This is a genomic window from Streptomyces sp. NPDC001889 (assembly GCF_053594535.1).
Genome location: NZ_JBSFER010000001.1, coordinates 279,175 through 304,758, shown reverse-complemented (window position 1 = coordinate 304,758; position 25,584 = coordinate 279,175). Strand labels below are relative to the sequence as shown.

General features: G+C 70.0%; 24 protein-coding genes and 4 pseudogenes. 6 read left to right on the top strand and 22 right to left on the bottom strand.

Going from position 1 to position 25,584, the window contains the following annotated elements:
* Positions 1–39: 39 nt before the first annotated feature.
* The gene (locus ACWCRA_RS01410) at positions 40–549 is read right to left on the bottom strand and encodes a hypothetical protein (RefSeq protein WP_451066628.1); all 510 of its coding nucleotides are present in this window, start codon (positions 547–549) and stop codon (positions 40–42) included.
* A 216-nt stretch (positions 550–765) separates the two neighbouring features.
* Between ACWCRA_RS01410 and ACWCRA_RS01405 the strand changes: the two genes are divergently transcribed.
* Positions 766–1,656, top strand: coding sequence for a DUF5655 domain-containing protein (locus ACWCRA_RS01405; RefSeq protein ID WP_451066556.1), 891 nt, complete (start codon positions 766–768; stop codon positions 1,654–1,656).
* 1,638 nt (positions 1,657–3,294) lie between these two features.
* Here ACWCRA_RS01405 and ACWCRA_RS01400 read toward each other — a convergent pair.
* The 20 genes and pseudogenes from ACWCRA_RS01400 to ACWCRA_RS01305 all read right to left on the bottom strand — a co-directional run bounded on the left by ACWCRA_RS01400 (position 3,295) and on the right by ACWCRA_RS01305 (position 19,587).
* Positions 3,295–4,689: a DUF317 domain-containing protein gene (locus ACWCRA_RS01400; protein WP_451066555.1), complete on the bottom strand. Its 1,395-nt coding sequence runs from the start codon at positions 4,687–4,689 to the stop codon at positions 3,295–3,297.
* 24 nt (positions 4,690–4,713) lie between these two features.
* Positions 4,714–5,841, bottom strand: a complete 1,128-nt coding sequence (locus ACWCRA_RS01395; RefSeq protein ID WP_451066554.1) for a DnaB-like helicase N-terminal domain-containing protein — start codon at positions 5,839–5,841, stop codon at positions 4,714–4,716.
* Positions 5,841–7,112 carry a DNA cytosine methyltransferase gene (locus tag ACWCRA_RS01390; RefSeq protein WP_451066622.1) on the bottom strand — a complete coding sequence of 424 codons (1,272 nt, stop codon included), beginning with the start codon at positions 7,110–7,112 and terminating at the stop codon, positions 5,841–5,843. Before ACWCRA_RS01390 ends, ACWCRA_RS01395 begins: the two co-directional genes overlap by 1 nt.
* Before the next feature lie 5 nt (positions 7,113–7,117).
* On the bottom strand, positions 7,118–7,993 hold the full coding sequence (locus ACWCRA_RS01385; RefSeq protein WP_451066553.1) for a hypothetical protein: 876 nt from the start codon (positions 7,991–7,993) through the stop codon (positions 7,118–7,120).
* Positions 7,994–8,363: 370 nt separating this feature from the next.
* Positions 8,364–8,735 (bottom strand): hypothetical protein, encoded by a 372-nt coding sequence (locus ACWCRA_RS01380; RefSeq protein WP_451066552.1) that lies wholly within the window; start codon positions 8,733–8,735, stop codon positions 8,364–8,366.
* Positions 8,736–9,144: 409 nt separating this feature from the next.
* On the bottom strand, positions 9,145–10,869 hold the full coding sequence (locus tag ACWCRA_RS01375) for a type IV secretory system conjugative DNA transfer family protein (protein ID WP_451066621.1): 1,725 nt from the start codon (positions 10,867–10,869) through the stop codon (positions 9,145–9,147).
* Between the two features lie 118 nt (positions 10,870–10,987).
* A pseudogene (locus tag ACWCRA_RS01370) lies at positions 10,988–11,233 on the bottom strand (DUF317 domain-containing protein); the annotation flags it as partial.
* A gap of 12 nt (positions 11,234–11,245) precedes the next feature.
* The gene (locus tag ACWCRA_RS01365) at positions 11,246–11,740 is read right to left on the bottom strand and encodes a DUF317 domain-containing protein (RefSeq protein ID WP_451066551.1); all 495 of its coding nucleotides are present in this window, start codon (positions 11,738–11,740) and stop codon (positions 11,246–11,248) included.
* Entirely contained in the window at positions 11,737–12,252 is a 516-nt protein-coding gene (locus ACWCRA_RS01360; protein ID WP_451066550.1) for a hypothetical protein, read from the bottom strand. The genes ACWCRA_RS01365 and ACWCRA_RS01360 overlap by 4 nt, the downstream gene beginning before the upstream one ends.
* Positions 12,253–12,313: 61 nt before the next feature.
* Positions 12,314–12,775, bottom strand: coding sequence for a DUF317 domain-containing protein (locus tag ACWCRA_RS01355; protein ID WP_451066549.1), 462 nt, complete (start codon positions 12,773–12,775; stop codon positions 12,314–12,316).
* Positions 12,776–13,170: 395 nt separating this feature from the next.
* Complete coding sequence (locus tag ACWCRA_RS01350) at positions 13,171–13,851, bottom strand: hypothetical protein (protein ID WP_451066627.1); 681 nt, start codon at positions 13,849–13,851, stop codon at positions 13,171–13,173.
* 275 nt (positions 13,852–14,126) lie between these two features.
* Positions 14,127–14,504, bottom strand: a pseudogene (locus tag ACWCRA_RS01345) (DUF317 domain-containing protein); the annotation flags it as partial.
* 109 nt (positions 14,505–14,613) lie between these two features.
* Positions 14,614–14,853 (bottom strand): annotated as a pseudogene (locus tag ACWCRA_RS01340) (DUF317 domain-containing protein); the annotation flags it as partial.
* A gap of 234 nt (positions 14,854–15,087) precedes the next feature.
* Complete coding sequence (locus tag ACWCRA_RS01335) at positions 15,088–15,888, bottom strand: DUF317 domain-containing protein (RefSeq protein ID WP_451066548.1); 801 nt, start codon at positions 15,886–15,888, stop codon at positions 15,088–15,090.
* Positions 15,885–16,274, bottom strand: coding sequence for a hypothetical protein (locus ACWCRA_RS01330; protein ID WP_451066547.1), 390 nt, complete (start codon positions 16,272–16,274; stop codon positions 15,885–15,887). The genes ACWCRA_RS01335 and ACWCRA_RS01330 overlap by 4 nt, the downstream gene beginning before the upstream one ends.
* Before the next feature lie 276 nt (positions 16,275–16,550).
* The gene (locus ACWCRA_RS01325) at positions 16,551–16,967 is read right to left on the bottom strand and encodes a hypothetical protein (RefSeq protein ID WP_451066546.1); all 417 of its coding nucleotides are present in this window, start codon (positions 16,965–16,967) and stop codon (positions 16,551–16,553) included.
* A 29-nt stretch (positions 16,968–16,996) separates the two neighbouring features.
* Positions 16,997–17,644 carry a hypothetical protein gene (locus ACWCRA_RS01320; RefSeq protein ID WP_451066545.1) on the bottom strand — a complete coding sequence of 216 codons (648 nt, stop codon included), beginning with the start codon at positions 17,642–17,644 and terminating at the stop codon, positions 16,997–16,999.
* The gene (locus ACWCRA_RS01315) at positions 17,641–18,396 is read right to left on the bottom strand and encodes a hypothetical protein (protein WP_451066544.1); all 756 of its coding nucleotides are present in this window, start codon (positions 18,394–18,396) and stop codon (positions 17,641–17,643) included. Before ACWCRA_RS01315 ends, ACWCRA_RS01320 begins: the two co-directional genes overlap by 4 nt.
* Positions 18,397–18,417: 21 nt before the next feature.
* Complete coding sequence (locus ACWCRA_RS01310) at positions 18,418–19,041, bottom strand: hypothetical protein (protein WP_451066543.1); 624 nt, start codon at positions 19,039–19,041, stop codon at positions 18,418–18,420.
* A 126-nt stretch (positions 19,042–19,167) separates the two neighbouring features.
* The gene (locus ACWCRA_RS01305; protein WP_451066542.1) at positions 19,168–19,587 is read right to left on the bottom strand and encodes a hypothetical protein; all 420 of its coding nucleotides are present in this window, start codon (positions 19,585–19,587) and stop codon (positions 19,168–19,170) included.
* Positions 19,588–20,126: 539 nt separating this feature from the next.
* Between ACWCRA_RS01305 and ACWCRA_RS01300 the strand changes: the two genes are divergently transcribed.
* The 5 genes and pseudogenes from ACWCRA_RS01300 (at position 20,127) to ACWCRA_RS01280 (ending at position 22,709) form a co-directional block, all read left to right on the top strand.
* Positions 20,127–20,381: a DUF6332 family protein gene (locus ACWCRA_RS01300; RefSeq protein WP_451066541.1), complete on the top strand. Its 255-nt coding sequence runs from the start codon at positions 20,127–20,129 to the stop codon at positions 20,379–20,381.
* A gap of 37 nt (positions 20,382–20,418) precedes the next feature.
* Positions 20,419–21,034: pseudogene (locus tag ACWCRA_RS01295) on the top strand (transposase); the annotation flags it as partial.
* A gap of 504 nt (positions 21,035–21,538) precedes the next feature.
* Entirely contained in the window at positions 21,539–21,829 is a 291-nt protein-coding gene (locus ACWCRA_RS01290; protein ID WP_451066540.1) for a hypothetical protein, read from the top strand.
* Between the two features lie 36 nt (positions 21,830–21,865).
* Positions 21,866–22,453: an IS5 family transposase gene (locus ACWCRA_RS01285; protein ID WP_451066539.1), complete on the top strand. Its 588-nt coding sequence runs from the start codon at positions 21,866–21,868 to the stop codon at positions 22,451–22,453.
* Positions 22,353–22,709 carry a transposase gene (locus tag ACWCRA_RS01280; protein ID WP_451066538.1) on the top strand — a complete coding sequence of 119 codons (357 nt, stop codon included), beginning with the start codon at positions 22,353–22,355 and terminating at the stop codon, positions 22,707–22,709. Before ACWCRA_RS01285 ends, ACWCRA_RS01280 begins: the two co-directional genes overlap by 101 nt.
* Before the next feature lie 105 nt (positions 22,710–22,814).
* On the opposite strand, the gene ACWCRA_RS01275 is transcribed toward ACWCRA_RS01280, so the two are convergent.
* Positions 22,815–25,415: a DEAD/DEAH box helicase family protein gene (locus tag ACWCRA_RS01275; RefSeq protein ID WP_451066537.1), complete on the bottom strand. Its 2,601-nt coding sequence runs from the start codon at positions 25,413–25,415 to the stop codon at positions 22,815–22,817.
* Between the last annotated feature and the right edge of the window lie 169 nt (positions 25,416–25,584).

Genomic DNA, 25,584 nt, shown 5'->3' with positions numbered 1-25,584 from the left:
CATCCGGCGACCGGCGGCACGGCCCCCGCCAGGTCCCGGTCAAGGGCCGCGGTCACGAACAGGAACCGCAGCAGTGTCCGCAGACTTGACGTCACGATCTTCATCGATGGGGACCCGCCCGCGAACTGTGGGCTCGCCGAGCCAGCGCTCGTGCAGCAGATAGCTGCGGTACTCCTCCAGCACGCCCTCGACCGGACCTCCGGCCGGGGCGGGCTCCTTCCGCGGGACGGCGCTGGCCTCCCGTAAGAAGTTGAGCATCAGTTGCAGCGACCGATCCGTCAGCCACCGCCGGTGTCCGGCGTCCCGCCGTGCCCGGACGAACTCCTCCACCCGCTCGGCGGTCAACTGCCCCGGAGCCAGCCCATTTCGTTCCAACCAGCGGCTCAGGTCCGCCAGTACGTAGGCGTGATCCTGAGCGGACCGCGGCGTGAACCCGCGCTGCACCAGCTCCAGCCGGAACGGATGAACCGACAGGGCCAGCGGCCCCGACACCCGAACCGGATACCGACCGTCTGTCGCTGCTTTGCCCGATTCCTGGACGCCGGCCACCGGACCGCCTGGGTTGCGGGGGACGAGGTCTACGGCGGCAACCCGACGCTGCGAACCGCGCTGGAGGAACGCGGCACCGGCTACGTCCTCCTCCCTAAATGACCACTAAGAGAAGTTTAGTCCGATCCCGTGATCCCGTGAAGCTGATATCGGGGACCGGGAAATAATCCGGCAGCCCCCTGGTGTTGCGCCACGGCAATGATCTTTGGTAGGGGGGTGTCGGAGCTGAGGCTGTTCAGCACAGAACGCGGCGTGACAGAGGTCGCGCCGCGCTTGGCGGAGATCGAGGCGGATGTCCAGGGCCTGATCGAGGCACATATGGAGACCATGCTCGGGGTGCGGTTCCTGGCGAGCGAGTACAGCACCGGCCCGGTGCACGGCGGGCGGATCGACTCGCTGGGTCTCGACGAGAACGGGTCCCCGGTGATCGTCGAGTACAAGCGTGGCGTCGATGCGGGCGTGATCAACCAGGGGCTGTTCTACCTGTCCTGGCTGATGGACCACCGGGCGGAGTTCGGGCACCTGGTCCGCGAGCGGCTCGGCCAGCCGGCTGCGTCCCAGGTGCTCTGGAGCGCGCCGAGGCTGATCTGCGTGGCCGGAGACTTCACCCGCTACGACGTCCAGGCCGTCCGCGAGCACCGCCGCAGCATCGACCTGGCGCGCTACCGCTTCTACGGCGAGCACCACCTGGGACTCGAGACGGTGGCTTCCGTCACCGGGCATTCCACGGCGCCCCGGAAGGCCCCCCGCCGGCGCGCGGCCGGGATTCAGCGGGCCCGTACGAAGGGCGGTGCGATGACGGAGCTGGCGGCAGCGGTCGACGAGGTACTGCTCGGGCTCGGAGACGACATCGTTCCCGTGCAGCGCAAGCAGTACCGCGCCTATCAGCGGCTGCGGAACTTCGCCTGCCTCTGCCCGCCCCAGCAGACCAAGCTCCTCGTCTACCTCAAGGCGGACCCCGCCACAGTGGACCTCGTCCCCGGGTTCACCCGGGACGTGACAGGACTCGGCCACCACGGAACCGGTGATCTGGAAGTCCAGCTCCGCACGGAGCGAGACCTGGAGCGGGCTCAGGACCTGTTCCGCCTCAGCTACGCCGCGGCGTAGGAGGGTTCGATTCCGTGTGAGTGTGACGGGCTCCGCTGGGGCCTGGTGTGAAGTTGTGGGTGGGGTGGTCGTGCTGGTGCCTCTCGACGGTGTGGGCAGGACGTGGCGGTGGAGTAATCAATGGTCCAGTGATTCTCCGGTTTCGCGTACCGGGGGACCACGGCTATGTTCCGCAGTCACCGCCCGAGAGGGTGGTGGTCCTGGTCGGCCGGCTCGGCGGCGGAGCAGGTCGTCCGGATTGATGGCCAGGTAGGTCACTCAGGGTCGCGCACACAAGGTCCAGGCGACCGGCCGAGCGCTCTTCTGTGTGGGTATCGAGAGTTCACTCCATCGTGTGACTGATCACTGGATGGCGGGAGTTGTGCGCTATGGTCGCGACGAGCCATCGAGACGGCCAGACCGAACAGGTCGGGGGGACCCGCCACCCTTGTGCTGCGAACACGTCGCCGCACCGTCGATGCGGGGTGGGCCCCGGGAGTGCACACCCGGGGCTCGCTCACTGATCCCTGCCTCGGGGAGGGAGACTGCTTCTCGGATGCCGCTCCCAGGAGCCTGGGCGAGCATCAGGCGGCCCGCGTGGAGGCAGACAAGAGGGCTCGGCAGGCCGGCTATGCAGCCGATGAAGCACCTCCTCACGTGAGTCACTGCTCTGCCGGCAGGGCGGGGGTGTGACTGCCTCCTGTGCCGCCGCTCCGCGCCTGACGCCGACTGCGCGGCACAGGGCAGCACCTGGGAACGTCACTAGATGCTACCGGGTCAGGCTCAGTCACACGAAGCTAGACATAACGGTTACAGGTGGCTCCGGTGCCTGCCCTGCGCCCGCCGCGGCGAAGGGCAGATGAGCTCCGACTCTTCAAAGTTGCGGGATGGCGCTCGATCCTCTGGAGGAGTGCGGGCCGGCTCCCCGACTTCCGGGAGGCGCCGTTGCCCGATGCGGCGAGCGGGCCTTTTGCTGGCCGTTGTTGCGCTGACCTGCACGTTTGCCTTGCCGTTAAAGGATATGAGGCCAAAACCTGGTATCGTTCTAGATGTTGGTAGCGGCTTTCTCCTCTGAGGGAACGCCGAAAAGGCCCGCACCAGCTGTAACTGGAACGGGCCTTCTTGTGCGGATCACAGGCCCGGTCGCCTTTGACTAGACCGGGCCTGCCGTGTAAGTAACGGCTGCCGGTCCCTCCCGGGCACTGCTGCGCGCATCGCGATTAGAACGCTTGAGCGATTTGCGCCACGCAAGCGATGATTGCGGTTACGACACCTGGCACAGCGAGGGCCACCGTCACCTTCTCGAAGGTGGTCCACACATGCTTTCCGGTCGTATCCAGTTCTGTCATCACTGCTTCCCTTCACCCAGCCGGCACCTTGAGTGGTTACCGGAAGCAAGGGAATCCGGAACGGCATCCGCCGCATACGGATTCTCATGAGGTTTGGTCAGCAGCGATCATCCTAGCGGCATTTGAGAGGCCACCGGATGACTCCGGGCCAACCCCCGCCTATCGCTCCGGGAAGTGCTTCAGCCCTGGAGCCGAGAACAGCAAACTCGGTGGTACCAGCCGCGGAAGGCCAACCGCCCTAGAAAGTACGGTGGTTGGCCGGATGCCTCAGAGGTGCCGACGTATCGTCGCGGGTGCCCGCCGTTGCGTGTCAGCGCTTCCGTACAGGAGTTGGGGATGCGGACGCCGCTGTCCGGTGCTGAACCGACGGGCCGGTCGTCAGGGGCATGACCCGGGTCGGTACGGAGTCCCGGAGCTGTCGGATGCTTTCGCCCAGGGCGAGTTCGAAGGTGAGGTCCTGCAGGAGCGCGGGCGGGGTGTGGGAGGAGAGGTGGATGGTCCAGGTGGGGTGGTCGGCGGTGTCGCCGCCCCACAGGGTCCAGGCGGGCAGGGTGCCGTTCGGGCGTTGGGCGGCGAAGGCGTCGAACCGCAGACCGGACTGTTCGCGGACGGGGGCGGTCCAGGTCATGCAGCGCCCGTCGGTCTTCTGCTGCCAGCCGGCGTCGGTGAGAGGGCGGGTGGCCTCGGCGAGCGTCTTTTCGGTGATCTTGGAGTCCGGGCCGGGGCCCCAGGCGTTCTCGGACGCCAGACTGTCAAGGAAGGTCCGCATGATCTCGACGGGAGTGGCGGCGCTGACAGTGGCGTGCCAGATGCGCTCGCCGACGGGGGATTCGTAGGCGGCGATGATCCAGGCGGTGTCCCGGGGGCCGGCTTCGTGGACGAACTCCGCCCGCAGGGTCAGGCTCTCGTGGCTGGCGACGGTCGTCTCGTCGAAGGGCCGGTATTTCTCCCATTCGCCCTGGGCTTCGAGGAACTCGGTGAGAAGGGCTTCGTGGTCGCCGGGGCGGGCCGCGTGCACCGCGACGGTCTCGGTCTGCGGCGCGGGTTCTGTCGACGGGGTTGTGGTGGCCATGTGTGCTCCAGCGGGTGCCGTGGCGGCGAGAATGGCTGCCGCGTGTTCCTCGGTCTCGGTGGCGGGTGCCGGGCCGGGGCGGACGGCGTCGGTGTAGAGGTCGTCGAACTCCCCGAGGGCCGCGCTGGTCGTGTCGTAGACGGCGGTGGTCTGACGCAGGTGGTTCTCACCGTGGAGGTGGATGCTCTGGCCGCCGGGGTAGGTACCGACGGCGACGATGGTGTGCCCGTCGTGGGCGTGGCGATGGATGACCAGGCGGCCGGCGGCGATGTCGTCGTGGATCTTCTGCGCCTCCTGCGAGACCTCGCGGATCTCGTCGCGGGTCAGCCAGGGCATGGGGTAGTCGGCCCAGGTCCACTCGGTGTCGATGTCCTCCCGCAGACCGGGGGTGATCTCCACAATGGCCCCGGCGGTCCGCAGGGCGGTCGCCGCCTGGTTGGCGTGGTGGGGTTCCTCGTGGTCGATCCGGGCCAGGATCATGGTCACCGGGTCCAGGCGACGGAAGCCGTGACCGGCCAGCAGCGCGCGGGCGGTGTCCGCGCCCTCTCCGGTGCCGGTGAGGGCGGCGGTGACCGCGCCGGGGTGCTCGGGGTGCCGGTCGAGACGGACATGGGCGATCGGGGAGTGGGGCATAGGTGGGTTCTTTCGTTGGGCGGGCTATCGGCTGGTGCGCACCGGGCTGCTGGGGGCGGTGGTGCGCGGTGGGCCCGCGCGGGCTGCGGCGACGGTGCGGGGCGCCCGGCTGCGGGCGGGTGGCCGCGGGGTGATGGGGGGCCGCCAGCGGGTGCGGATGGCGGTGAGGTCGGCGAGGGCGCGGCGGCTGCCGATGACGAGCTGGTGGACGCTGTTGGCGGGGTCGTCGGCCAGGGTGCGGATGCGTTCGGCGGTGGTGTGGGCCTGGTGGAGCAGTGCGCGCCGCAGGATCTTGGCGCCCCAGTGTTCGGGGGAGCCGGCGTGGGTGGAGAGGAGGCCCAGCAGGTCTGCCGGGGTGACGTCGTGGAGCAGCAGGCCGCGGTGCTGGGCCTCCCACAGGACGGTGACGGGGTCGACGGGCTCGCCGCGGTGGGCGAGGGAGGTCAAGCAGTGGAAGAGGGCCGCGTGCAGGGGGAGGGCGAAGTCGGCCGGGAGGAGCCACCGCATCCGGGCTAGGTCGCCGGGGTGGGCGGTCGCGGTCGCCAGCAGCATGCGTTCCTCGTCCAGAACGTCTGGGCCGGTGTCTCTCGGCGGGTCGCGGGGTGTGGGGGTGCGGGGCAGGGAGCCGGGGTGCGGCGCGAACTGGGCCGCGAGTCCGTCGAGGTGCTGGGTGAGGATGTCCGCCTGGACGAGAACCGCTGTAGCCGGGTCGGGCTGGAGCGGGGTGGTGGCCGTCTGGGCGAGGCGCCCGGCGTGGGTGCGCAGGGTGCGGCGGGCGTGGTCGGACCGGATCATCCGCGCGTAGGCCGGGGCGTGCCGGGGGTCCGGGCAGGCTTGGACGAGGGCATGGAGGTAGGAGGCGGTCAATACGCGGGCGTCGTGGCGCGCGTGATCGAGGACTGCGGTCAGCCAGACCGGTTCCTTCGCGTGCACGGCGGCCTCCGGAGGGGGGAGGGTGCTCATGGCGGCGAACACGGCCGCGTGGGCGGGATTGTGGAACTGGACCGCTTCCAGCGGGCCGAGGGTGTCGAGGCGGGCGGGGTTCAGGAGGAGCGCGCCGAGGAGAGCCTGCTCGGCGTAGTGCACCGGCGGCGACGGCGCGGGGTCTTCCGGCCCTTCCCCGTCGCTGTACAGCGGGGCTCTTCCGGGCATCAGACCGCCAGGTCGAAGTCGTCGCGGGTGAGGGTCTTCCCGAGGTGTGGGGCGAGGAGATGGGCCGCGAGTCTCGGCGGGACGGCGTTGCCGATTTGCGAGAACTGGGCCCCCTTGGTTCCCTGCCAGGGGTAGTCGGCCGGGAACGTCTGCAGCAGCCCGGCCTCGGCGGCGGTGATCCGGATCGACTCCACCGCCCTGCCCTGCTCGCCCGGCGTTTCCGGGATGGGTTCGGCGACCCAGACGCACTCGTTCGCGCGGTGCCCGAAGAACAGCGTCCCCGCCGGTTCGTCGGCGCGGCGGACGGTGGCGTTGGCCTGGTTGTTGCTGCGCAGGCTCCAGGACCAGCGGTGGGCCTCGGCGGTGAAGGTGGGGGCGGGCTCGTCGGCGGGGCGGTTCTCGCGGGTGCCGTGCCGCTCGGCCCAGCCCGATCCTTCCCGTCGGGACGCGAGGACGATCCCGGTGCCGGGCTTGCGCCGGGTCCAGGCCCCGCGGTCACGGGCGTCGGCGAGGGCCTTGCGGGAACCCGAGGGGAAGGGCTCGGGGCCGCCGCCGGGGCCGCCGCCGGCGCACACGGTGGGAACGGGGCGGTCGGTGGCGCCCCAGCCGAGAGCCTCGGCCATGGACACCCACCGTGCGCGGCCCGGCCCGAACAGCGTTTCTGCCTCACTGGACTTGGCGTGCGTGGGCGGGGGCGGTGTGGCGGTGCGGATCCGGGAGGCGAGCAGGATCGCCCGCCTCCTCGTCTGTGGCACCCCGTAGTCCGCCGCGTTCAAAATCCCCGTCCATACGGAGAAACCCCAGGTACGGAGGATGGCCGCGTACTGGCGCCACAGCGGCAGGACGTGCGGGACCTCCTCCATCGCCACCCATTCCGGCTCACCGGCCCCGTTGAGGGCGTGGAGGTAGCGCATCGGCTCGGCCGCCAACAGACTGCGCCTGTCGCGGCAGGCGCCCAGCAGCCGCTCGCGGGTGTCACGCCCTTGGGCGAGGTCGGCGACCGCCTGGTGCACCAGCGGCTGGTCCACCAGACCGAGCTGCTTGCCCGCCATCGACCACGCCTGACACGGCGGCGACGCGATCAACCCCCTGGTCCGGCCCGTGAACGGCCCGACCGGATACAGGGCCACATCGGTACGGATGGTCAACTGACCCGCAGCCGCACGCGTTCGGCACGCCCACTCGTCCCACTCCAGACCGACATCCCGAATGCCCCATCGCGCCATGGGGACCGTCCAGCCGCCCGGGCCCGCGAACAACTCCAGAACCAGTCCGCTCACGTGCTCAGCCCGAAGTCGTCCTGCACCGGCTCGACAGAGCCCCGGCACGCCCAGGGGGAACAGCCGTCGACAACGCCCTGTTCGAGTTCTTCGGCGTCGGGCCGGGCGCTGTCGAGGTCTTGCTGGCGGGCGGCCCATTCGGCCGCGGTGACGTGGTCGATCGGTGCCTGGCCGAGCGGGACGCGCGAGCGGTGCAGAAACGCCTGCCCGAGCAACGGATTCCCGGAGGCGTTCGCGGGGGCATTGCCCTGCCGGATAGCTGCGTCGAACGCGACGACGTCCTCCCACTCTTCAGGAGAGTTGTCGCGGATCTCCCTCCACTGCGCGTTTCCGTGGAACGGGCATCCCAGGCAGGATGATTTAGGGGTTTCGGCCAGCCCGCAGGCGGTCAGGTAGCGGATGCAATCGGCCCGTGACCAGTCCATGTCGGTGATGAGAGGGTGCCGGTTGCGCATGTACTTGACGTCGGCGTCTTTGGCACGATGAAATTCATCGGTGGATATGCCGACCCACTGCTCGACGAACACGCCCTTCGGAATGCGTGCCGGGTATGGGTAGCCGAGAAGTTCGCGGACCTGCTTCTTGATCGGCTTTATCTTATATTCGCCCGTGCATTGCCGTCGGGTCATTCCGGCCTTGCCGTCTTTGTTGAGAATGTAGAGCGGCATGCTGGCGAACCTGTGTTCCGGGTCGAGCGCGTCGTCTCTGATATTTCCGGACGAAACCCGGAGGACGGGTATTCCAGCGGGCCGGGCTATCTCGCGTTCCAGTCGATCCAGGTGATCGTAAACGGCCTTGGGTTCCCATCCGGTGTCGGCGAAGATCGCGTAATCGACCCTGGGAAGAACTCTCTCGGCGGAGAGGGCTAGCATGGCGCTGGACTGAATTCCCGCACCAAGGGAAATGGCTCGGAATTGCGGAGTGGGGGAAATGGATTGATTCCTGACGCGTGGGGGTGGCGGGTAGGGCGCCGGAGCCCGGCGCGCTTAGCGGGGTTGCCGGCGCCGGACCCTGGGCGAGGGCGAGGGCGGTGCCGACGATCACGGCGTCGGCCAGTGGCGCGACGTCGGCCCCGAGGTGGGGAGAAGCCGGAGCTGGAAACCACCGGGAGCCCGGCGTCGGCGGAGCGCAGCCGCTGGGCGCCCGGCGGCGGGCCGGTTGACGGGCTGGTGAGAGCCGCGGCGCGGTAGGTCAGGCGACGAGGGCGACCTCGTGCCAGAAGCGGTCGGCGTGGTCGGGCGGTCAGCGGGTGCGCCCGCGGGGTGCGGGGCTCGGCGCGGGGGCGGGGCGTAGAGGTGGGGCTGCGCCGAGGGCGTTGAGGGTGGCTTGTCCGGCGGGGGTGAGGAGGACGCGCTGGCCGGAGTGGATGCTGCTGGTGACGTCCCGGGTGATGAGCCGGGCGTCTGCGAGGGCGTCGTACACCGGCATGGTGATCCGGGCGGTGGTCCCGCTCGTGTGCACGCGGAAGGGGCCTCGCAGGGGTCGGTACAGGGTGACGTGGTGACGGGCGATGAGTTCCAGGGCCCGGTGCCGGGCGGGGGTGAGCCGGGAGACGGGGTCGGGCTGTGCGCTGTTGGAGGGGTCAGGGGCGCGGGGTGAGGACGGGGTGGGCACGACTGCCTTTCGACGGAGCGCCGGCAGGTTGGTCAGCGGCGGTGCGAAGGTCGTTAACGGCGCGCTGGGCCGGAGACTGTGCTGACCGACGCCGGGGGGCGGGAGTCGGCGCGGGTGCGGTTGCTGCGGCGAGGTCGCGGGCGATGTCGGTGGCGGTGTAGTGGCAGCAGGTCGCGGCGATGTCGAGCTGGTGGGCCGCGTTGGCGAGGTGTTCGGTCATGCGGGGACGGCCACGGCGTGCCGGGCGGTGCGGACGGTGCTCTCGTCGACCGGCGGTCCGGGGAAGGGCGCCCCCTTGCAGGGGTTCTCGAACAGGGCGCTGGCGAGGTGAGCGCCCCGACGGATGCGGCTCAGATCGGTCGCCGGTCGGCCAGGAGCGGCAGCTCCTCCAGATCGAGAGCCGCTCCGTTCATGCCGTCTTCCTGAAGTCTCCCTGCTGGGGTGCGGCCTTGGCGCCCGCGCGGGCGGTGATGCCCTGGGACGCGGCGGCGGATGCGGCGGACAGCGCGTCGGCGCCTGGCTCCAGGTACCAGGGGCGCAGGTCGAGCATGGCGGCGCGCATGCCGGTGGCGAACAGAAGCGCGGTGCCCTTGGGCAAGGCGCGGATCGCGTCGGCCGGGAGGATGCGTTCCTGCCGCATGCTGATGCTCGTGGATGTGCCCGAGTCGGAGGTGGAGGTGGACTTGGTCTCGACGTCGTGGTCGCCGATCAGGCGCGAGAGCTTGTCGGCGAAGTCGGGGTCGTCGATGCCGGCACCGATGACCTTGATGGTGGAGGCGGACCACATGGCGTCCATGCCCGCGTCCCCCCACACTTTCTGGCCCTGGCGGTAGGACTGGAGGATCGTCATGGGGATGATCCCCCGGGACCCGAGGTGGGAGTACAGGTCGGGCAGGTCGCTGATCTTGCACACGTTCGCGGCTTCGTCGAGGATCGCGAGCATGGGCGGGTCGAGGCGTCCGCCGTCGCGTTCGGCCTGGGCGGTCGCGGCGCGCATGACGGAGTCCGCGCACGCCGCGATCAGTGCGGATGCTCCGCCGCCGCCGTCCTTCGAGAGCAGGTAGAGGGTGTCGGTGCTGGTGATGAACTCGGCGGGCCGGAACTCGGCGATCCCTTCCTGCGGGGTGACCCAGCGGGCGATCTCGGTGTTGAGGAGGGCGGCGGCGTACTGGCGCGCCGTCTCGTAGATGCCGTCGCGGGTCTCGGGCGGCCCTTCGACGGTGCCCTTCAACTGGGCGGCGACCGCGGTGAAGCCGTGATCGCGCAGGATGTCGAGCGGGGCGCGGTTGGCAGGGAAGGCGAGCCACTGCATGACGTCGGTGATCGGCCGCTCGTCGAGAGCCGCGGCCAGGAACAACTGGGACAGGATGTTGCTGCCGGCTTTGGACCAGAAGTCGCCCTGCTGGGAGGCGTCCACGGACGCGGCGAGGAAGTGCCCCGCCAGCCTGCCGGCCCCGTCCAGCGTCTTCGCGTCGGCCAGCGGGTTCCACCACATGGACCGGTCGGCGTGGGCGATCTGCTGCGGGTCCATGGTCCACACCCGCCCCACGGCCGCCCGGGCGTCGATGGTGGCGGTGTAGGCGTCGCCGCCTGCCTTGTTGGAGGTGAGGAGGACGGGGCCGGGGGCGGCGAGGATGCTTGGGATGGCCAGGCTGGTGGTCTTCCCGGAGCGGGGGGCCATGATCGCCACCGCGACGTCCTCGTACCCCATGCGCACCTCGACCCGGGTGCCCCGGAGGTTGCCGAGGCGGACCCCGGCGTCGGCCGGTGCGATGTGCTTCGTCTCGTTGAGACTCGGACGCAGAGAGCGGGCTTTCGCCTCGATGGCCTTGGCGAGCAGCGGTTCGACATCCTTCGCCATGGCCATCCCGGCGATCTTCTTCCGTCCTCCGCTACCGCTTCTGTGCCGCTTCCAGGACACGCCGGCTATCACGGCGAGCACGATCAGAACTATGGCGGGGGCGATGCGGGCGCCGATGAGCAGGGATGTTTCCCCGGCTTCGGGCCAGAGTCGTTCGGGGTGCAGGAGGGCGTCGGCCGGCTGGTAGGCGGCCTGCGGCCGGCCGGTGAGCCGGGCGGTGATGTTGCCCCCGAGCCAGGCCAGGTTGGCGGCCGGGACAGCGACCGCGAGCATCCCCAGGAGGGCCTTGAACGCCAGGTCGGTGCCAGGGCTGCTGGACGAGGAAGAAGAACGGGCGGGGGAGTTCGGCAAGAGCGGCGGTCCAGGGGAGAAGGGGGGAGGGAGCGCCGGGTCAGCGGGTGCGGCGGCGAGGGGACGGGGTACGCGGAGCCGCGTCCGGGGGCGAGGCCGCGGAGGACAGTTTCTGGATGCGGCGTTCCAGCGCGAAGGCCCTCTGGGCTGCGGGAATCTCGCGGACGGTGACCTGGGCGTGGGGCCGGACGAGGGGCGACAGCCCCAGGAGGTCCCTGGCCAGAGGCGTGGGGTCGGCGAGTGCCCGGGTGAAGGCGGCGATCAGCTGCAGTGGGGTGGTGCCGTCGAAGCGGGCCTGTCAGAGCTGCCCCTCGGGGTCCTCTCCGATGCCTGCCGTGATGAACCAGCTGTCGGCGCTGGTGAAGTGCTCGATGTGGGCGAAGCCGTCGGGGGACGAGAGGCCGTTCCGGTCACGGCTGGGATGCCAGCCCTGTGCCAGCAGCGGGACATAGGGCTCCGATGTGGCGGGGGCGGTGTGGAGGTGGGTGAGGGCGTCGGTGAAGCCCGCGATGGCTTCGATCGGGGTGCGTCCGCCGAAGGTCGCGTACCAGGTGGGCCGCCGGGCGTCCGGGGCGTGGTGGAGGGTCCACCACTGGCCGTCGGTTATGGGCTCCAGTGTCAGCAGGGCCTTCTGGCCGGGGCTGGAGAGGATGACCCGCGGCATCAGGGGATCGTTGCCGGAGCTCCACCAGGCCGCGCGGTGAAGGGGCACGGTGATCCAGGCGGGGTCTCCGCCGCCGGCCAGGTGCCGGGGCGCGACAAAGTCGACCTCGACCCTCGCGCGCCCGGTCACCGGCGCACCGCCGGTGAGGACCGGGTGGTCGCGGGTGGGGCGGGGGCGCTGGTGGTCATCCGCGTCCGTTCCGTCCCGGCGGTGGCGGCCCGGATGCCGACGACGGCCGGGGCGTGCAGGGCCCATTCCTCCAGCAGGGGCCACGCGGTCGTGTTCCGCTCGGAGATCACCGCCGCATGCAGCTCGCTGCCGGGCCCAGCGGCGGGCGGAAGCTCATTGAGCGCCGCCTGCGCCGAGGAGCCGATCGCGTCGAGCTGCTGGGTGACGGCGGTGAGAACGCCGAGTTGCCAGCCCCACCGCGGCTGACCGGCACCGGCGGGAAGACCGGGACGGCGCTGCTCGCTGGAGGCCACGAGGCGCGCGGCGATCAGCGCGATCGGTTCGAACGCGGCCCAGCCTTCGGCGTTGCGGCGGGCCTCGGCCTGTTGGTGGGCCTCGTCGTCGTAGGGCACACCGCTCGGGTCGGTGTGGATGTCGATGTGGGATTCCCACGCGCTCTGGAGCTGGTCCATGCGGGTGAAGAAGACGGCCAGAAGATGGTCGGGTCGGGGGTCGTGCGTCGGAATAGGGGTGTCACCTTGCCTGTCGGAGCGGGGAAGAATCAGAGGGGGCGGGTGAAGGCGCGCTACTCGCGGGAGAGTCGGTGCGGCGGGCGGCCCGGATCTGGGCGCGAACGGTGTCGATGCGCGTGCGGTGGGCGTCGACGTGTGCCTCGGGGTCCACCCGGCTCTCGGTGCGCCGGGCGCTGTAGTGAGCTTCGGTCTGTCCCCGGTTGCGCTGCAGAGGCGCGGGGTCGGTGAGCGCCGCGACCAGGCCGGTGATCAGGTGCGCCGGGGGCTCGTATGCGATCCACGCACTCCAGATCACCGGCCCCTGGTCCGGACGGGGCCGGACATCGATACGCCACGCACGGGCCTCGTAGCCCTCGGTGATCCGCAGGTGCTCGACGCTGACCATGCCGTCGGGAGAACGGGCCACCGAGCCGGCTTGGTGGGGAGCGCGGGACCAGTCGGCGTCGGCCAGCAGGTCCCACACCCCGGGCGGTTGCCCGGCTGGGGGCGGGAGGAAGAGCTGGTCCGTGAGGCCGGCGAGGATCTCCGCGGGGATCGCGGTGAACTGCGCGTACCAGCGTTCGAGGGGGTTGTTGCTGCGCAGGCGCCATGTTGCCCGCCGGGCATGATCTGCGGTTCGTGCCGGAGCTCGTAGCGCAGGTCGGGGCTGACCAGGTCGACCACCGGTGCGAGCGGGTCGGACCTCACCTTCCATCCGGTGGCCGCCAGGGCGTGCGTGATGTGGCGGGCGTCCCCTGGTCCTGCCAGATACCGGGGTGCGATGTCATCGAGGAATCCGGTGTGGTCGGCGGCGAAGCCAGCTGCCGCTGGCTCAGCATGGTGTACTCCACAGTCCGGTGAACGGATTTGGGGGCGGGGTCACCGGTGGCCTCCCCGCCGGGCCGGGCCCTGGCCGGGTACGGGTGGCGTTGTGATGGTGCTGCCGGAAGAGCGGCGAGCCGCGGAACGGGTTTCGCCCCGCTGCCGTTTGGCCGCGCTCGGGGGATTGACGGTGGCGTCGAGTTCGATGACAGAGCGAGCGCTGCCGGCCAGGGTGTCGAGCGCGGGCCACGCCTCGTCGCAGAACTCGGTGAGGATGTGGTCGACAGTGGCGATGTTCGAGGTATCGCGCACCAGATGGTCCCGGAGCCGGGCGATGGCCTGATCGTGTTCGGCGCCCAGGGTTTCGGCCGCGCGAGTAAGGGCGTCGATTCTGGACTGCCACTCACCGCGGACTGCGGTGGGGAGCCGGTCGAGCTGCGCGTTGGCGGTTGTGAGCACGGAATCCAGGCACTCGGCCACGGGCCGGAAGGCTTCCCACATGCTCCGGTCGCGGCGGTGGGCGGCCCAGCTGTATGCCTCGCCGTCCGTTGGCCAGCCGTCGTCGTCCTGCTGCTGTGCGGGGTCGTGGTCGAACGCCTTCATGATCGCCTCCGTCTGCGCGAGGAAGCGGTCTATCCGGGCGAGATGGATGTCGGACTGGGTGATCGGGTCGATGGTCTCTCCTTCGGTGCCCTCGTGGTTCCGCCGCCCTGGGGGCGGGGGCGGGGGCGGCTTCACGGCGCTCGGGCTGGGGCGTGGCCGGTCAGGAGTTCTGGCGGCGGTGTGTTTCGAAGACCGGCCCCCAGTAGGCCGGGATGGCCGGAGGGTCGGGGCGTTCGCGGTCGGCCGCGTTGCTGGGCTGTGGCGAGCGGCGGCGGACGAGGATCCGGGCCAGGCGGCGCAGCCGGGACGGCGCGGCCGGGGGCGGGGTGAGGTCGGGGATGGGAACAGCTCCGGGTGAGTGGCGGATACAGGTGGAGGGAGTTGGCCATGGTTCTGGTTGGCCGGGGTGGTCAGCGGCGGTGCCGGGCCGATCCGGGGTGTCCTGGCCGCAGCGGTAGTGGCGCGGGGTTCTGGGCCCGGGGCCTGGGGCCCCGCGCGAAGCGCAGGCGGGTCTGGTGGGCTTGCCGTTGCTGGTCCGGGGTGACCGGCGTGACCGAGCTGGCCGCGTGGCGGTGGGCGAAGTTCGGTATGCCGTGCTCCCGTAGGAGCGGCGCGGGGTCGGCAAGGGCCGTCATGAAGGCCGCGACGGAGTGGACGGGGGCGCCGTCGGTGATCTTGGCGCCCCACACGTACTCCAGGCCGCCGTTCCCGCGCGGGGGGCTGGTCTCGACACGCCAGTCGTACAGCGGCGGGCCGGAGTAGGTGGCCATGCTGTGCCGGACGACGTGGGTGGTCCGGTCCGGGGGACACGGCGTAGGCGTCCCGGTCTCGTTCCAGGGTCCAGCCGCGGGCGGCGAGGACCGGCCAGACGTCCGGCGCCTGGGCGGGCGGGCCGTTCAGGAGGGCGTCGCTGAAGGCGGCGACCATCTCCACCGGGGTGTGTCCGCCGAAGTGGGCGACCCAGTCCGGGTCGGGACCGGACGAGGCGGAGGAGACGCGCCACCAGGTGTCGCGGGGCTCGGGTGCGCCGGGCTCCAGGACGAGCTGGAGTCGCTGGTCGGGGCTCTGGAGCAGGACGTGCGGGTACCCGGGGAGCGAGTGGTCGCTCCACCCGCGGGCCAGCAGGTACTCCGTCACATGGCGCGGGTCACCGCCACCGGCCAGGTGGCGCGGACTGATCTCGTACAGCTGCTCGGCCCGGTTGATACGGCCCCGGTCAGTGGGCCCGTTGGCGCGGGAGAAGAAGGGGCGTTCGGTCAACGGGACCTTTCTGCCGAAGGGCTGTACCCGGTGGAATGGGCGGGGGCGGTCCGTCGGCGTACGGCTCCAACGTGGGCGTGTCGGGCATGGTCTCCTCGGTGGGCTGTAGGTTCAGCGGCGTGCGTGCGCCGATCCGGCGGCGTAGGGCGATGGGGCGGGCGTGGTCTTGCGGGGGCGGGCGCTGGACCAGTTGCTGCGGGCCCAGGCGGCGGTGCGGGCAGCTGTGATGCGGGCCTGCTGCCAGGCGGAGAGCTCGGCGGGCAGGACGGAGACCGAGGTGGTGCGGACGCGGTTGCTGGGAGGGAACATCCCCCGAGGTCGCATCACCGGCTTCGGATCGGCGAGCGCCGCGCTGAACGCTTCGACCAAGTGCAGGGGGGTGGTGGGGGTGAAGACCGCGTCCCAGGCCCGGCCGTGCTCGTTGCGGGCCGAGGCCCACCAGTGCGCCTGGCCGGGGGCGGACTGGTGGAACTGGATCCAGGAGTTCCTGTCCGGACTGACGGCGGTTACGTGCGGGCCCGGCTGTGCCTGCCACCCCTGGCGCTCCAGGGGCGCCCAGGCGTTGGGCGCGTGGGCGGAGCGCGGGCGGGTGAGGGCGTCGGTGAGACCGGCGACGATCTCCACCGGGGTCTGGAGACCGAGGGTGGCGTGCCACGCTTCCTGGTGGCCGTTGGCCTTGCTTCGGATGGTCCAGCCGCCGGGCTGGACGAGCGGGTCGAAGCCGATGCGGATGTTCTTGTCAGGGCTGTCGAAGACGAGCGGCCCACCGGTCTTGGAGAGGTCCTTCCAGCCGGAGGCGCGCAGGAACTCGGTCACGTGCCGCAGATCGCCGCCACCGGCGAGGTAGCGGGGCTCGATGAGGTAGTGCTGCTGGGGCCGGGCGTTCCACTCGTCCCAGAACTGCTTGCTCACCGGCCCCTCCCCGGCGCGGGGCCGTCGGCCGCCCGCGGAGGCAGAGCCGTACCGCGGGCCGTCGGCCGCTGGGCGAGCTGCCGGAGCGTGGCTGTGTGCTCTTCGATGTCCAGAGCCACGTCGTGGAGTCTGTTCGCGGCCAGACCGAGCTCCAGCCACACCTCCGGTGGAAGATCCCCGCTCTTCGCGCGGGATTCGGCGTAGTGGGAGCCGGCGGCCACCAGAGTGGTGATCCGGACGAGGGCGCCGTCATCCGGGTCGAGGACCGTGGCGATGATCTGGACGGCTTCGTGGATCGGGACCTGGGTGAGGTGCTGGGCGAGCTGGTCGATCTGCCGGGCGACCTCCCCGGCGAGGCGTACGCGGTCGGGCGTCGTGTCGGTCATGGTCCTCCCGGACGCAAGAGAAGGAGAGGCGAGTTCAGAGGTGCTGGCCGCGCCGTGACTCGTGGAGGGCCGCCCAGTCTGCGGCGGCGAGCGGGGTCAATCGCCCGGGTCTGCTGGGGGTGCAGGCGTGCAGGTAGCGGCGCAGGAGGAAGGCAGCCAGCTGGGGCGGGCTGATGGACGGGGGGACGCGGTCGGAAATCGCGGGGACTCCGGAAGAAGGGGTGTGTGCGGGGTGGGCCGGCCCCGGCCCCGCAGGGGCGGGGGCCAGCCGGTGGTTCAGGCGCTGCGGCTGGCGCGCGGCACACCCGAGGCCGGTGCGGCGGCCGGTGGGCCGGCGGGCGCTGCGGCGGCCGACGGGCGGACACGGCTTCGGTACTCCATGACGGCCTCCTGGTAGGCGGCCGGGTCGAAGAGTTCGTCGCTGATGGGGACGATGTATCCCGCCATCAGGAGCGCGGGCAGAGCACGGGTGGCGAGACGTTTCTGCTCGTCCTCGGACAGGTCCTTCGGGGGCTCGTGCCACACATAGGCGGGGCCTGGGGTGGTGAGGGTCCGGCGCTGCAGGCCGAGTTCGTCGAGCAGGGCCAGGAGCTGTTCCGGGGCGCCGGTGGGGGTGTCGGCGTGGAAGGTGGTGCTCAGCGGTTTGCGGTAGATCTCGACGTCGGAGCCTTCGTCGTCGGCGCGGTTTCCCAAGAGGTTTCTTCCCTGTTCGGTGTGCGGGGTCACCGCAGGCGGGCCGGCGCGGCTGTGGGTGCCGCCGCAGCGACGGCCCGGGGCGGGGTCGTCGCCGGCCGGGTGGCGGCGGTGTTGCGGATCTGCCGGGTGTGCCGGGCGAGGCCGGCGGTGGTGTCCATGAGCTGCTCGGCGGGGGTGGTGTCTTGTCCGCTGTCCTTGAGCCGCTGGAGCCAGACGAACCAGGTGGAGCGCAGCGTCTCGCCGATGCGTGGCAGCAGTCCCAGTGGGGCGCCGATCTCGGTGAGCAGGCCCGCGACGGCTCGGTCGTCGGCGGTTGCGCGGGCGCGCTCGGTGAGTCGCTGGAGGTAGCGGTGGGCTGCCTGCAGGTCTCCGTCGGGCGCCCCGAGGATGTTGAGGGCGGGGTCGAGGTGGACGCTGAACCCGGCCAGGAGCAGGGCGTGCGCGGCTGCGGTGGCTCCCTGGCGCTGCTCCTCGACGGGGAGTGCGTGCGGCTGGCGGTGGTAGGGGCCGCGCGGTACGGCGGCGGATACGACATGTCCGGTGGCCTGCAGGATGTCTGCGGCCCGCTCGTCGCCGCCGATCGCGACCACGAGCCGGCTGCGTGGGTCCTGGGTGATGGTGACGTAGTCCAGAACCAGGAACCGCGGCTCCCCGCCCTCGATAACCGGGGTCACCGGGTCCGTACGGCGGGCTTGGCGCGCTGGAGAGCGGGGGCGACGCTGGTGTCGATGGCCGGCCGGTGGTGCGGGTGGCGCACCACGGTGCCGATCCCCAGCGCGGAGAGCTGGGCGCCGATGGCTTGAGCGGTCTGCGCCTGGTGGGCCGAGTCGTCGCCGGGCAGGAAGAACGCCTTCTCGGCCTCATTCCAGACGAAACCGTGCCCGTGCAGGACGGCTGCGGCCTTCGGGCTCTGGGTTTTCGCGCAGAGCGGTCCCTCGCTGGACCACGTCAGTGTCACCCGTTCCTCGACGGCTTGTGCCGGTACGGGCTGGGGTGGGCGTGCTGCGTGATGCTGGACCTGGGCGAGGGCCTTGTCGTAGCGGGGCAGCAGGCCGGTCGTGATGTCCTTTGCGGCGCGGAACGGGTCGTCGGGGACCACGATTCCGTCCGGCTCACGCACTCCGCGGAAGGCTTCCGGGGGGAGGCCGGGTGGTGCCATGGCGGCGGCGAGGAACTCCTCGGTTCCGGGCCGGCCGATGAGGTACAGGCGGGTGCCGTTGTCACGGGCCAGCACGGCGTCCTGCCCCAGGACCGCCTGGGATATCGCGTCGGAGACGAGGTTCATGTCCCACACGTCCTCGGCGCGGGCGTACTGGTCGGCCTGTTCGGTGTGCTGTTGGTAGTCGCTCGTCCAGGCCCCGGGGAGTTCGCCGGTGAGAACAGCGGCGAACGACTCCAGGTCGTGGTTGTCGTGCGGGTCGGGCATGGGCTCCTCGGAGGATGAAGGTCAGCGGCGGCGTGCGGCCGTGGCCGGAGCCGGTGGCGGCGGGAGGGGAGGTGGGGGAGGGCAGGCGCAGACGGCGGATGCTTCGCGTTCGTCCGGCGGGACTTCGCCGTCGCACACCGACCGCCGGGGATGCGACTGGCGGCGGTCGGCGAGAGCGGTGCGGGTCTCGCGCAGGTCGGCGGCGATCACATCGAGGCCGTGGATGGCGAAGTGGCGCAGCCGGTCCGCGATCGGCACGTCGGCCGGGCCTCCGAGGTCCTGATGGAAGTCGGCCGTCGCGGTGAGGACGTCGGCGAGTCCGGCGAGGATGCCGTCGTACGCGGCGGTCACCTCGGCCAGTACGTCGGCGACCTCTTCGCTGGTGGTCGCCGACCGGATGCCGTCGGCGAGGTTCGCGACCTGCGCGCCGAGCGGCAGATAGTGCGCCTCACGGTCCTCGGTCTCGAAGTCCGGGTCGCACTGGAGGGGGCCAGCCGGCGGCGCGGAGCCGGGCGACGGTCCGTGTGGCGAGCCACCGTTCCTCGTCGGGTTCGCGGCCGGTGGGCAGCCGGTGGTACAGCTCGTGGGTGCGTGCGACGGGCACGAAGCCGGAGCGTTCCAGGGTGCCGTGGGCTTGTGGATCACCGCCGCGGGCGAGGACTTCCCCGGAGTGCTCGTCCCGCTGGAGGGTCAGGAATCGGTGGGCCAGGGACAAGGTGCTCTCTGTTCGTAGGGGTCAGCGGGAGCGGCTGCGGTCCTGCGGGCGGGGGATCACCGGCCGACCCGGGCGTCGTCGATGTGGACGAGCTGGTTCAGCACGGTGACCGTGTACCAGCCGCAGTCCACCGGCTCGCCCGCCGTGATCAGCTTCGGGAGGAGGTAGTCCTCCATGGCCCGCAGGTGGATCAGGCAGTCCGGGCACCGTCGGGAGGGGTGGATCATGTAGCGGGGGTGGGCGGTGATGTAGGTCTGCGGTCCGCCGGACGGGTTGCGCAGCCGCCACCCGTCCTCGTCCGTCGGGGTGTGCCAGGACGGGGTGACGACCGTCATCGCCTCGCCCCACAGCTCCCCTCCCGCGGTCCCCTTGATGACCATCACCTGGTCGCCGGGCCGGAAATGGGCGTGGGTGATGTCCCGGTGGGGGGTGAGGAGGTCGTCGGGAACGAACGGCGGACGGGAAGCAGCGGGCACAGAAGAGTCCTTCCACAGGGCGCGGGGTGGCGGTGGGGAGGATTCAAGAGTCCGCAGAATCCCCGGTTTCACGAACCGGGCATCGTCGTCTATAGAGCCCCGCGCCTACCGGTACGGGTTCTGCGTACCGTGGTCCGCGTCCGTTGCGGCGTCCAGGAGTTCGGGCAGGTCAGTGCCGTCGGCGTCACGCTGGTCGATCCACCATCCCGCTCGGTTGATAGCGCGGCTCTTCTCCTCCAGGACGGTCCAGTCCGCCTTGTCCCAGGCGTCATCTTCCCTGTTGGCTGCGCGTGTTGAAGCGGATCGAGCAAAGGTGGGGTCGTGCCTTGGTGGCGTACGTACTGGGTGCGCCGCAGGACCGGAGTGTGGGGGCGGAACGCCTGCCGGTTCTGAAGGTCTTGGAGGACCTGGCCGAGCGCGAAGAGCGTGCAGCGACGCAAAGGGGACTAAGAAGTCATCTCAATTGGCGATCAAGCCGCCCGTGCAATCGGAGACCAGGCGCAGGACCGTTGACTTGACTGTGATGTGAGACTTGCAGCATGGACATGGGGCGTGAGTCGCGGTGGGAAAAGGACGCAATGACGGTGGAGATCGTTTTCGCCCTGGTGAGTGCCGCCGTGCTGGCTGGGGTGATCTTTGCCGTCGCCTGGGCTCTCGTCCCTGTCCTTGACCTCGCTGGCTCGGCAGAGAGAGGCGTGTTGGTAGGGGGTGCACTGCTCGGAGCGGTGGCCGGAGTGTGGCGTCTGGTACGGGTGCTGCTTCGGTTCGACGAGCAGCGCCGAATGGGCCACTGACTGAGGCCCTTTCTCTTGCGGTCGGTAGCCTCCCGGCGTGGGGATCGTTGAGCGGCTGGTGCCAGATGAGCTGTGGGAGTTGTTCCAGCGGGTGGTGCCGGAGGCGCCGTCCCGGCCGCAGGGGGCGGTCGGCGTCGGTACGGCGACCGGGAAGTGCTGGCGGCGATCGTCTTCGTGGCCACGTCGGGTTGTACCTGGCTGCAGCTGCCTTCGGCGTTGTTCGGCCTGTCCGGAGCGACCGCCCACCGGCGGTTCTCGGAGTGGTCGAAGCCAGGGTGCGGGCCAGGCGCCACCGCCTGGTCCTCGACGAACTCGGTGCCCGCGGCGAGCTGGACTGGTCGCGGTGCGCGATTGACTCGGTGAACATGCGAGCCCTGAAAAAGGGGGACCTGACAGGTCCGAATCCTGTCGACAGCCAGGCCCTGATCCCGCTCGTGAAGGGCATACCGCCGATCTGCTCGCGCCGCGGCCGACGACGGCGCAAGCCCGTCAAACTCCACGCCGACAAAGGCTACGACTATGCCCACCTGCGGCGATGGTTACGCGAACGCGGTATTATCCACCGCATTGCCCGCAAGGGAGTCGGGTACTCGCAACGGCTGGGCCGCCACCGCTGGACCGTCGAACGCACCATGGCCTGGCTCGCCGGCTGCCTCTGGGAGTTCATCACCAGCCAGTCGAGCCGGCATCCCCACTTCCGCATGCCCCCGAAGATCACCGGGGAGAAGAAGAACCGCATCGCGGCCGCCGTCTCCGGGCGCTCCCTGATCGCGATCCTGATCTGCCTCTTCGCCACCCGCACGACAGCGCCCCGGGGAGACGGGAACCGGGAGCTCGCCGCGTCCCTGTACAAGCGCATCCGCCAGGGGATCGACTCGCTCGGCCCCGAGGGCACGCGGGTCACCATCACCCTGGACGACCGCACCAGCCCCACCGGCAACCACAGCGGTGCCGGGCCCGACGAAGACAGCAGTCGGCCGGTCTCCGTGACTGGTACGGCTCCAGAGTCCCACGACACGCAGCGACTGCCCGCTACCGCCGGCGGCAGCGGGGTTTCCGGCCGCGACGACGGCACCGGCCCCCGGGGCTAGGCGGTTTCGTTTGGATCAAGGTGAGGGTGAGTGATGGTGGCGGTTCCCGGGTGGCACTCTAGAGCGATGCGATCTGGAACTGACGCCATCGAGAACGGCCTGCGGCTTCTGCTCAATGAGTGGGATCCGATCGGCGTCGCTGACGAGGTGCAGGACGAGTACGACTGCATGCTCGCCCCTCTCCTTCAGCGGCTCCGCAGGGGTGCCGACCAGGCGGAGATCGGTGGGTTTCTTCGGCACGAGCTGGAGGATCACTTCGGTCTTACCCCGCTGCCGTCAGAGCCGGAAGTGATGGCTGCCCGGCTGATGTCCTGGTGGACAGCTGCCGTCGAGGCCGGTGGCACCGCCTGCGTGTAGCCGCTCCCTTCGGATCGTCTGCTCGTTCGTCCAGGTGTGTTGTTGACTGACGCGCAGTGGGCGCGAGTCGACCCGTTGCTTCCGGACCGGGCACCGAAACGGGGCGGTCGGTGGCGGGACCACCGAGAGGTGATCGACAGCATCGCCTGGAAGTTTCAGACCGGGGCGCAGTGGGTGCGGCTGCCGGAGGAGTACGGCAACCGGCGGGGCGTCTGCAACCGGCTGCGGAGGTGTTCCGTCGATGGCACATGGGAGCGGCTGTTCACCGCGCTTCTGGACCAGGTGGACGCCGACGAGGGGCTGAACTGGGTCGTCTCGGTGGACTCCACCATCGTGCGAGCCCGTCAGCACGCGGCCGGAGCCCGCAAAAGGGGCCCCAGCTGGCGAGCCGGACGACCATGCCATCGGCCGGTCCCGCGACTGCCTGACCATGAAGATCATCTCGGGGCCGACGGCAACTCCCGGCCCCTGGCCTTCCACCTCACCGCCGGACAGGCCGGCGACGCGGTCTGCCTTCGGCGACGTGATCGCCCGTCTGCGTGTCCCCCGACGGCGTGGACGGCCCCGAACCCGGTCAGAGGCAGTCCTCGCGGACAAGGCGTACTCGTCACGGACCATCCGTGAACACCTCAGGCGGCGCGGTATCCGGGCGGTCATCCCCGTGCCAGCCGATCAACGCGGCCACCGCACGCGACGCGGCAGCCTGGGTGGCAGACCACCCGCCTTCGACCGCGAGGCGTACGAGCAGCGCAACACGGTCGAACGCTGCATCAACCGCTTGAGGCAGGGGCGCGGGATCGCCACCCGCGACGAGAAGACAGCGGCCATCTACCTGGCCGGACTGCACGTCGCCGGCATCTTCCTCTGGTCTGCCAGATGATCCAAACGAAACAGCCTAGGTATCCGTTCGCGAGACGAAGGCAGCGAGTGCCGCCAGGGAATTCTTCGCAGCGATCGCGCGACACAGCCTGCTCCCTGCTGGCTATCACGTCGAAGGAAAGATGGCCGCTACGTCGTCTGCGGTAATGAGCCGCCCACGAGAGGGAGCGAGTAGCTTGCCCAGCCAGCCGTCTTCTTGTGGTAAGAGAGCCTCGATCCTCGTGCGGGCTTCACCGCGTGCTTCGGCGTTATTGTCACCGCACAGGGCGTCGTACTGGCGGAGCCGGTCGGCCAACGAGTCGTAGAGCCTCACGGCTGCGCCGTGGTTGACCAGGACAATCCTGTCGTGGGCCGCTTCTGCAGCGTCATCTTGGGTGGCGGTCACCGGGGTAAGCAGGCAGCCGTAGACGCGGGTGTTCGCAGAGCGCCTGGTCTCGACCTCGATCTGTCCGAGTAGTTGATTCACGTCACTGCGGCTGAGGGGCTTAGGCTGGCCCTTCGGGACGGTCTTGACTTCCCAGACCCGGCGCTCGGCTCGCTTGACGGTGGACCACGTCCAGCGGCAGTCTGTGGCGCTCTGTTCCCTCTTGGGTGGGCGCTCGCCGCTGACTCCTACGAGGCGGGCAAGCCTGGTCAATCCGTCGCACTGCTGGTCGTGACTGCCTGCGAGCATGGCACGCCCTTCGGACAGAACTCGGTCGAGGCGGACGCCGGTTTCACGGCGCCACTCGTCCCAGGCAAGGAAGAATCGGTCAGTATCGTCAGCGGTGCGTTCGTGGCCTTCGAGGTCGGCGATAGTGCGAGCCAGGCGGCGGAACCAGGTGGTACGGGGGCCGCCAGCGGTGGCGTCCTCTAGTGCCTTGCGTGCTGCGGCCAAGTCTTGGGGGCGTCCTCGGTCGAAGTGGGCGTGGGCCTCCACGTAGCGCCAGAACGCTGCGTGTTCAGTTTCTCCGGCAGTGGCCAGTTGGGATGCTGCTTCGCTCGCCTTCTTGGTCGCTCCCGCGTGGTCGCCGAGCCAGAGGTCGGTTGCTGCGGAGACCTCAGCGTCGGCGCTGGAGACGTCGCTGCTCCCACTGGTGTTGCGGCCGGGCCGTATTTTGCGACGAAGGCCGGCCGGGACTACGGTCCCGGCAGCTGCCGGAGTTCGCGTGGCCGGCTGCCAGAAGGTGGCGCAGGAACGCAGAGCGCCGTCCCAGCCCCGGTCGTAGATCTCCAATGCAGTGCGCACGGTGGGTTCGGTGCCAGCAGGGATCGACTGGCGGACTGCCGGGTCGGCGAGCATCTGGGCGAAGCTCGGGTCCAGTCCGAGGTACAGAGAGCGGTCAGTCGGTTCACGGTTGGCACGTCCCAGTGCCTGGGTGACACGTTGGCCGACACGGTGACGCATGAAGCTGGCGTCTCCCAGGTAGGCGACGACGAACCGCTCGAATTCGCTGCTGGCCTGCGGGACCGTGGTGATGATGACCAGCTTGCACAGCTCGCCAGCGAGGTCGAGCCCGTCGTAGCGACCGGCGGTGATCAAGTGTCCGCTCGCGACTTGGCTCCAGGTGTCGACCATTGAGTCGTCACCGGGACGAAGACGGTAGGTCGGCTGCCCGTAGGCAGTGAGGGTCTCCTCAAGTGTGTCGGCTTCGGCATGACTGGCGCACAACCAGGCGGCTCGGCCGCCAGCCGCCGTGGCCTGGGCAAGAGTCCAGTTGAGGACGTTCACTCCGAACGAGGGTTCGGCACTGGGGTTGAGTACCAGCAGTCGCTCGCCCGTTGCGCCGGACGGCAGGGGGGTGGCGGTGGTCAGGCGGGTGACAGGCCCTCCACCGACTCGTCGCTGGAGGTCATCCATCGAGCCGAGGGTGGCCGACAGGTAGATCCGCTGTTTGGCCCGGCTGTACTGAGTATTGAGCGCGGTTGGAGGGTGGTAAGGGCGGATTTCAATGCCAGAGGGCCCGATCAGGATGCCGCAGTGGGTGAGATGGTCGCGGACGGTGGGCCAGACATACATCGCCTCGTCCTTGAGCTCCCGGTCTGTGACGAGGCGTGATGCCTCGATGGCAGCGCGCGCCGGGCCTGCGATCGCGTCCCAGTCGCTGAAGGACAGCAGTTCGGGCGGGGTGCCGGGCCGGGCGGTGCCATCGAGCATCGCGCGCAGGCCCGGATAGGCGTCAGTGTGAGCCACCACCAGATCGCAGATCGTCTGGTAGAGCTGGCGAGAGGGGCCGAGCTTGTCGGGAATGCGCAGGGTCTGCAACCCACTGAGGGGCTGCTCGGCGAGATGAGCGTCGTCGAAGATGACCAGGTCTGCCGGCTGTGGGACGGGCCTACTGTTGAAGTAGACCCAATAATTCATCACCCCAACGGCCTGGGCCTGATGATAGTCGTCGAGCTTGGCGCCGCCGTAGTCTTTCGAGGCGAAGCGGACGACATCCAGTCCCAAAGTCGCGGCTTCCTTCTCGACCCGCTCGGCGAGTTGGCGGGTGCCAGTGAGGTACGCGACCGACCAACCACGGGTGAGGGCGTGATCGGCGATCAGCAACGCCAGCAGTGTCTTGCCTTCGCCGGTGGGCATCTCGATGGCCACGTCTGCAGCGTCGAGATGCTGCTCCGCGTAAGCTGCGAGAACTTGACGCTGACCAGGCCGAAGCTCGGTGAACCTCGCCGATCCGAAATCCGCGAGGTTCTGTTCGAAGTCTGGCTTTGCCGCGTATGCCACCGTTCACTCCTCACCTGTGAGGAGTGAACTCTACGGTGCTGGGTGTTGACCGGGCCGCGCAATTTTCTGTTCGGTCGGTGCGGTGACGGAACGAAATGGTCGACCAGGAATCTGGGTTCGCCTCCCACTGCATGCCAAGGTCGGATCCCGCCTCTTCGACACTCGCGAG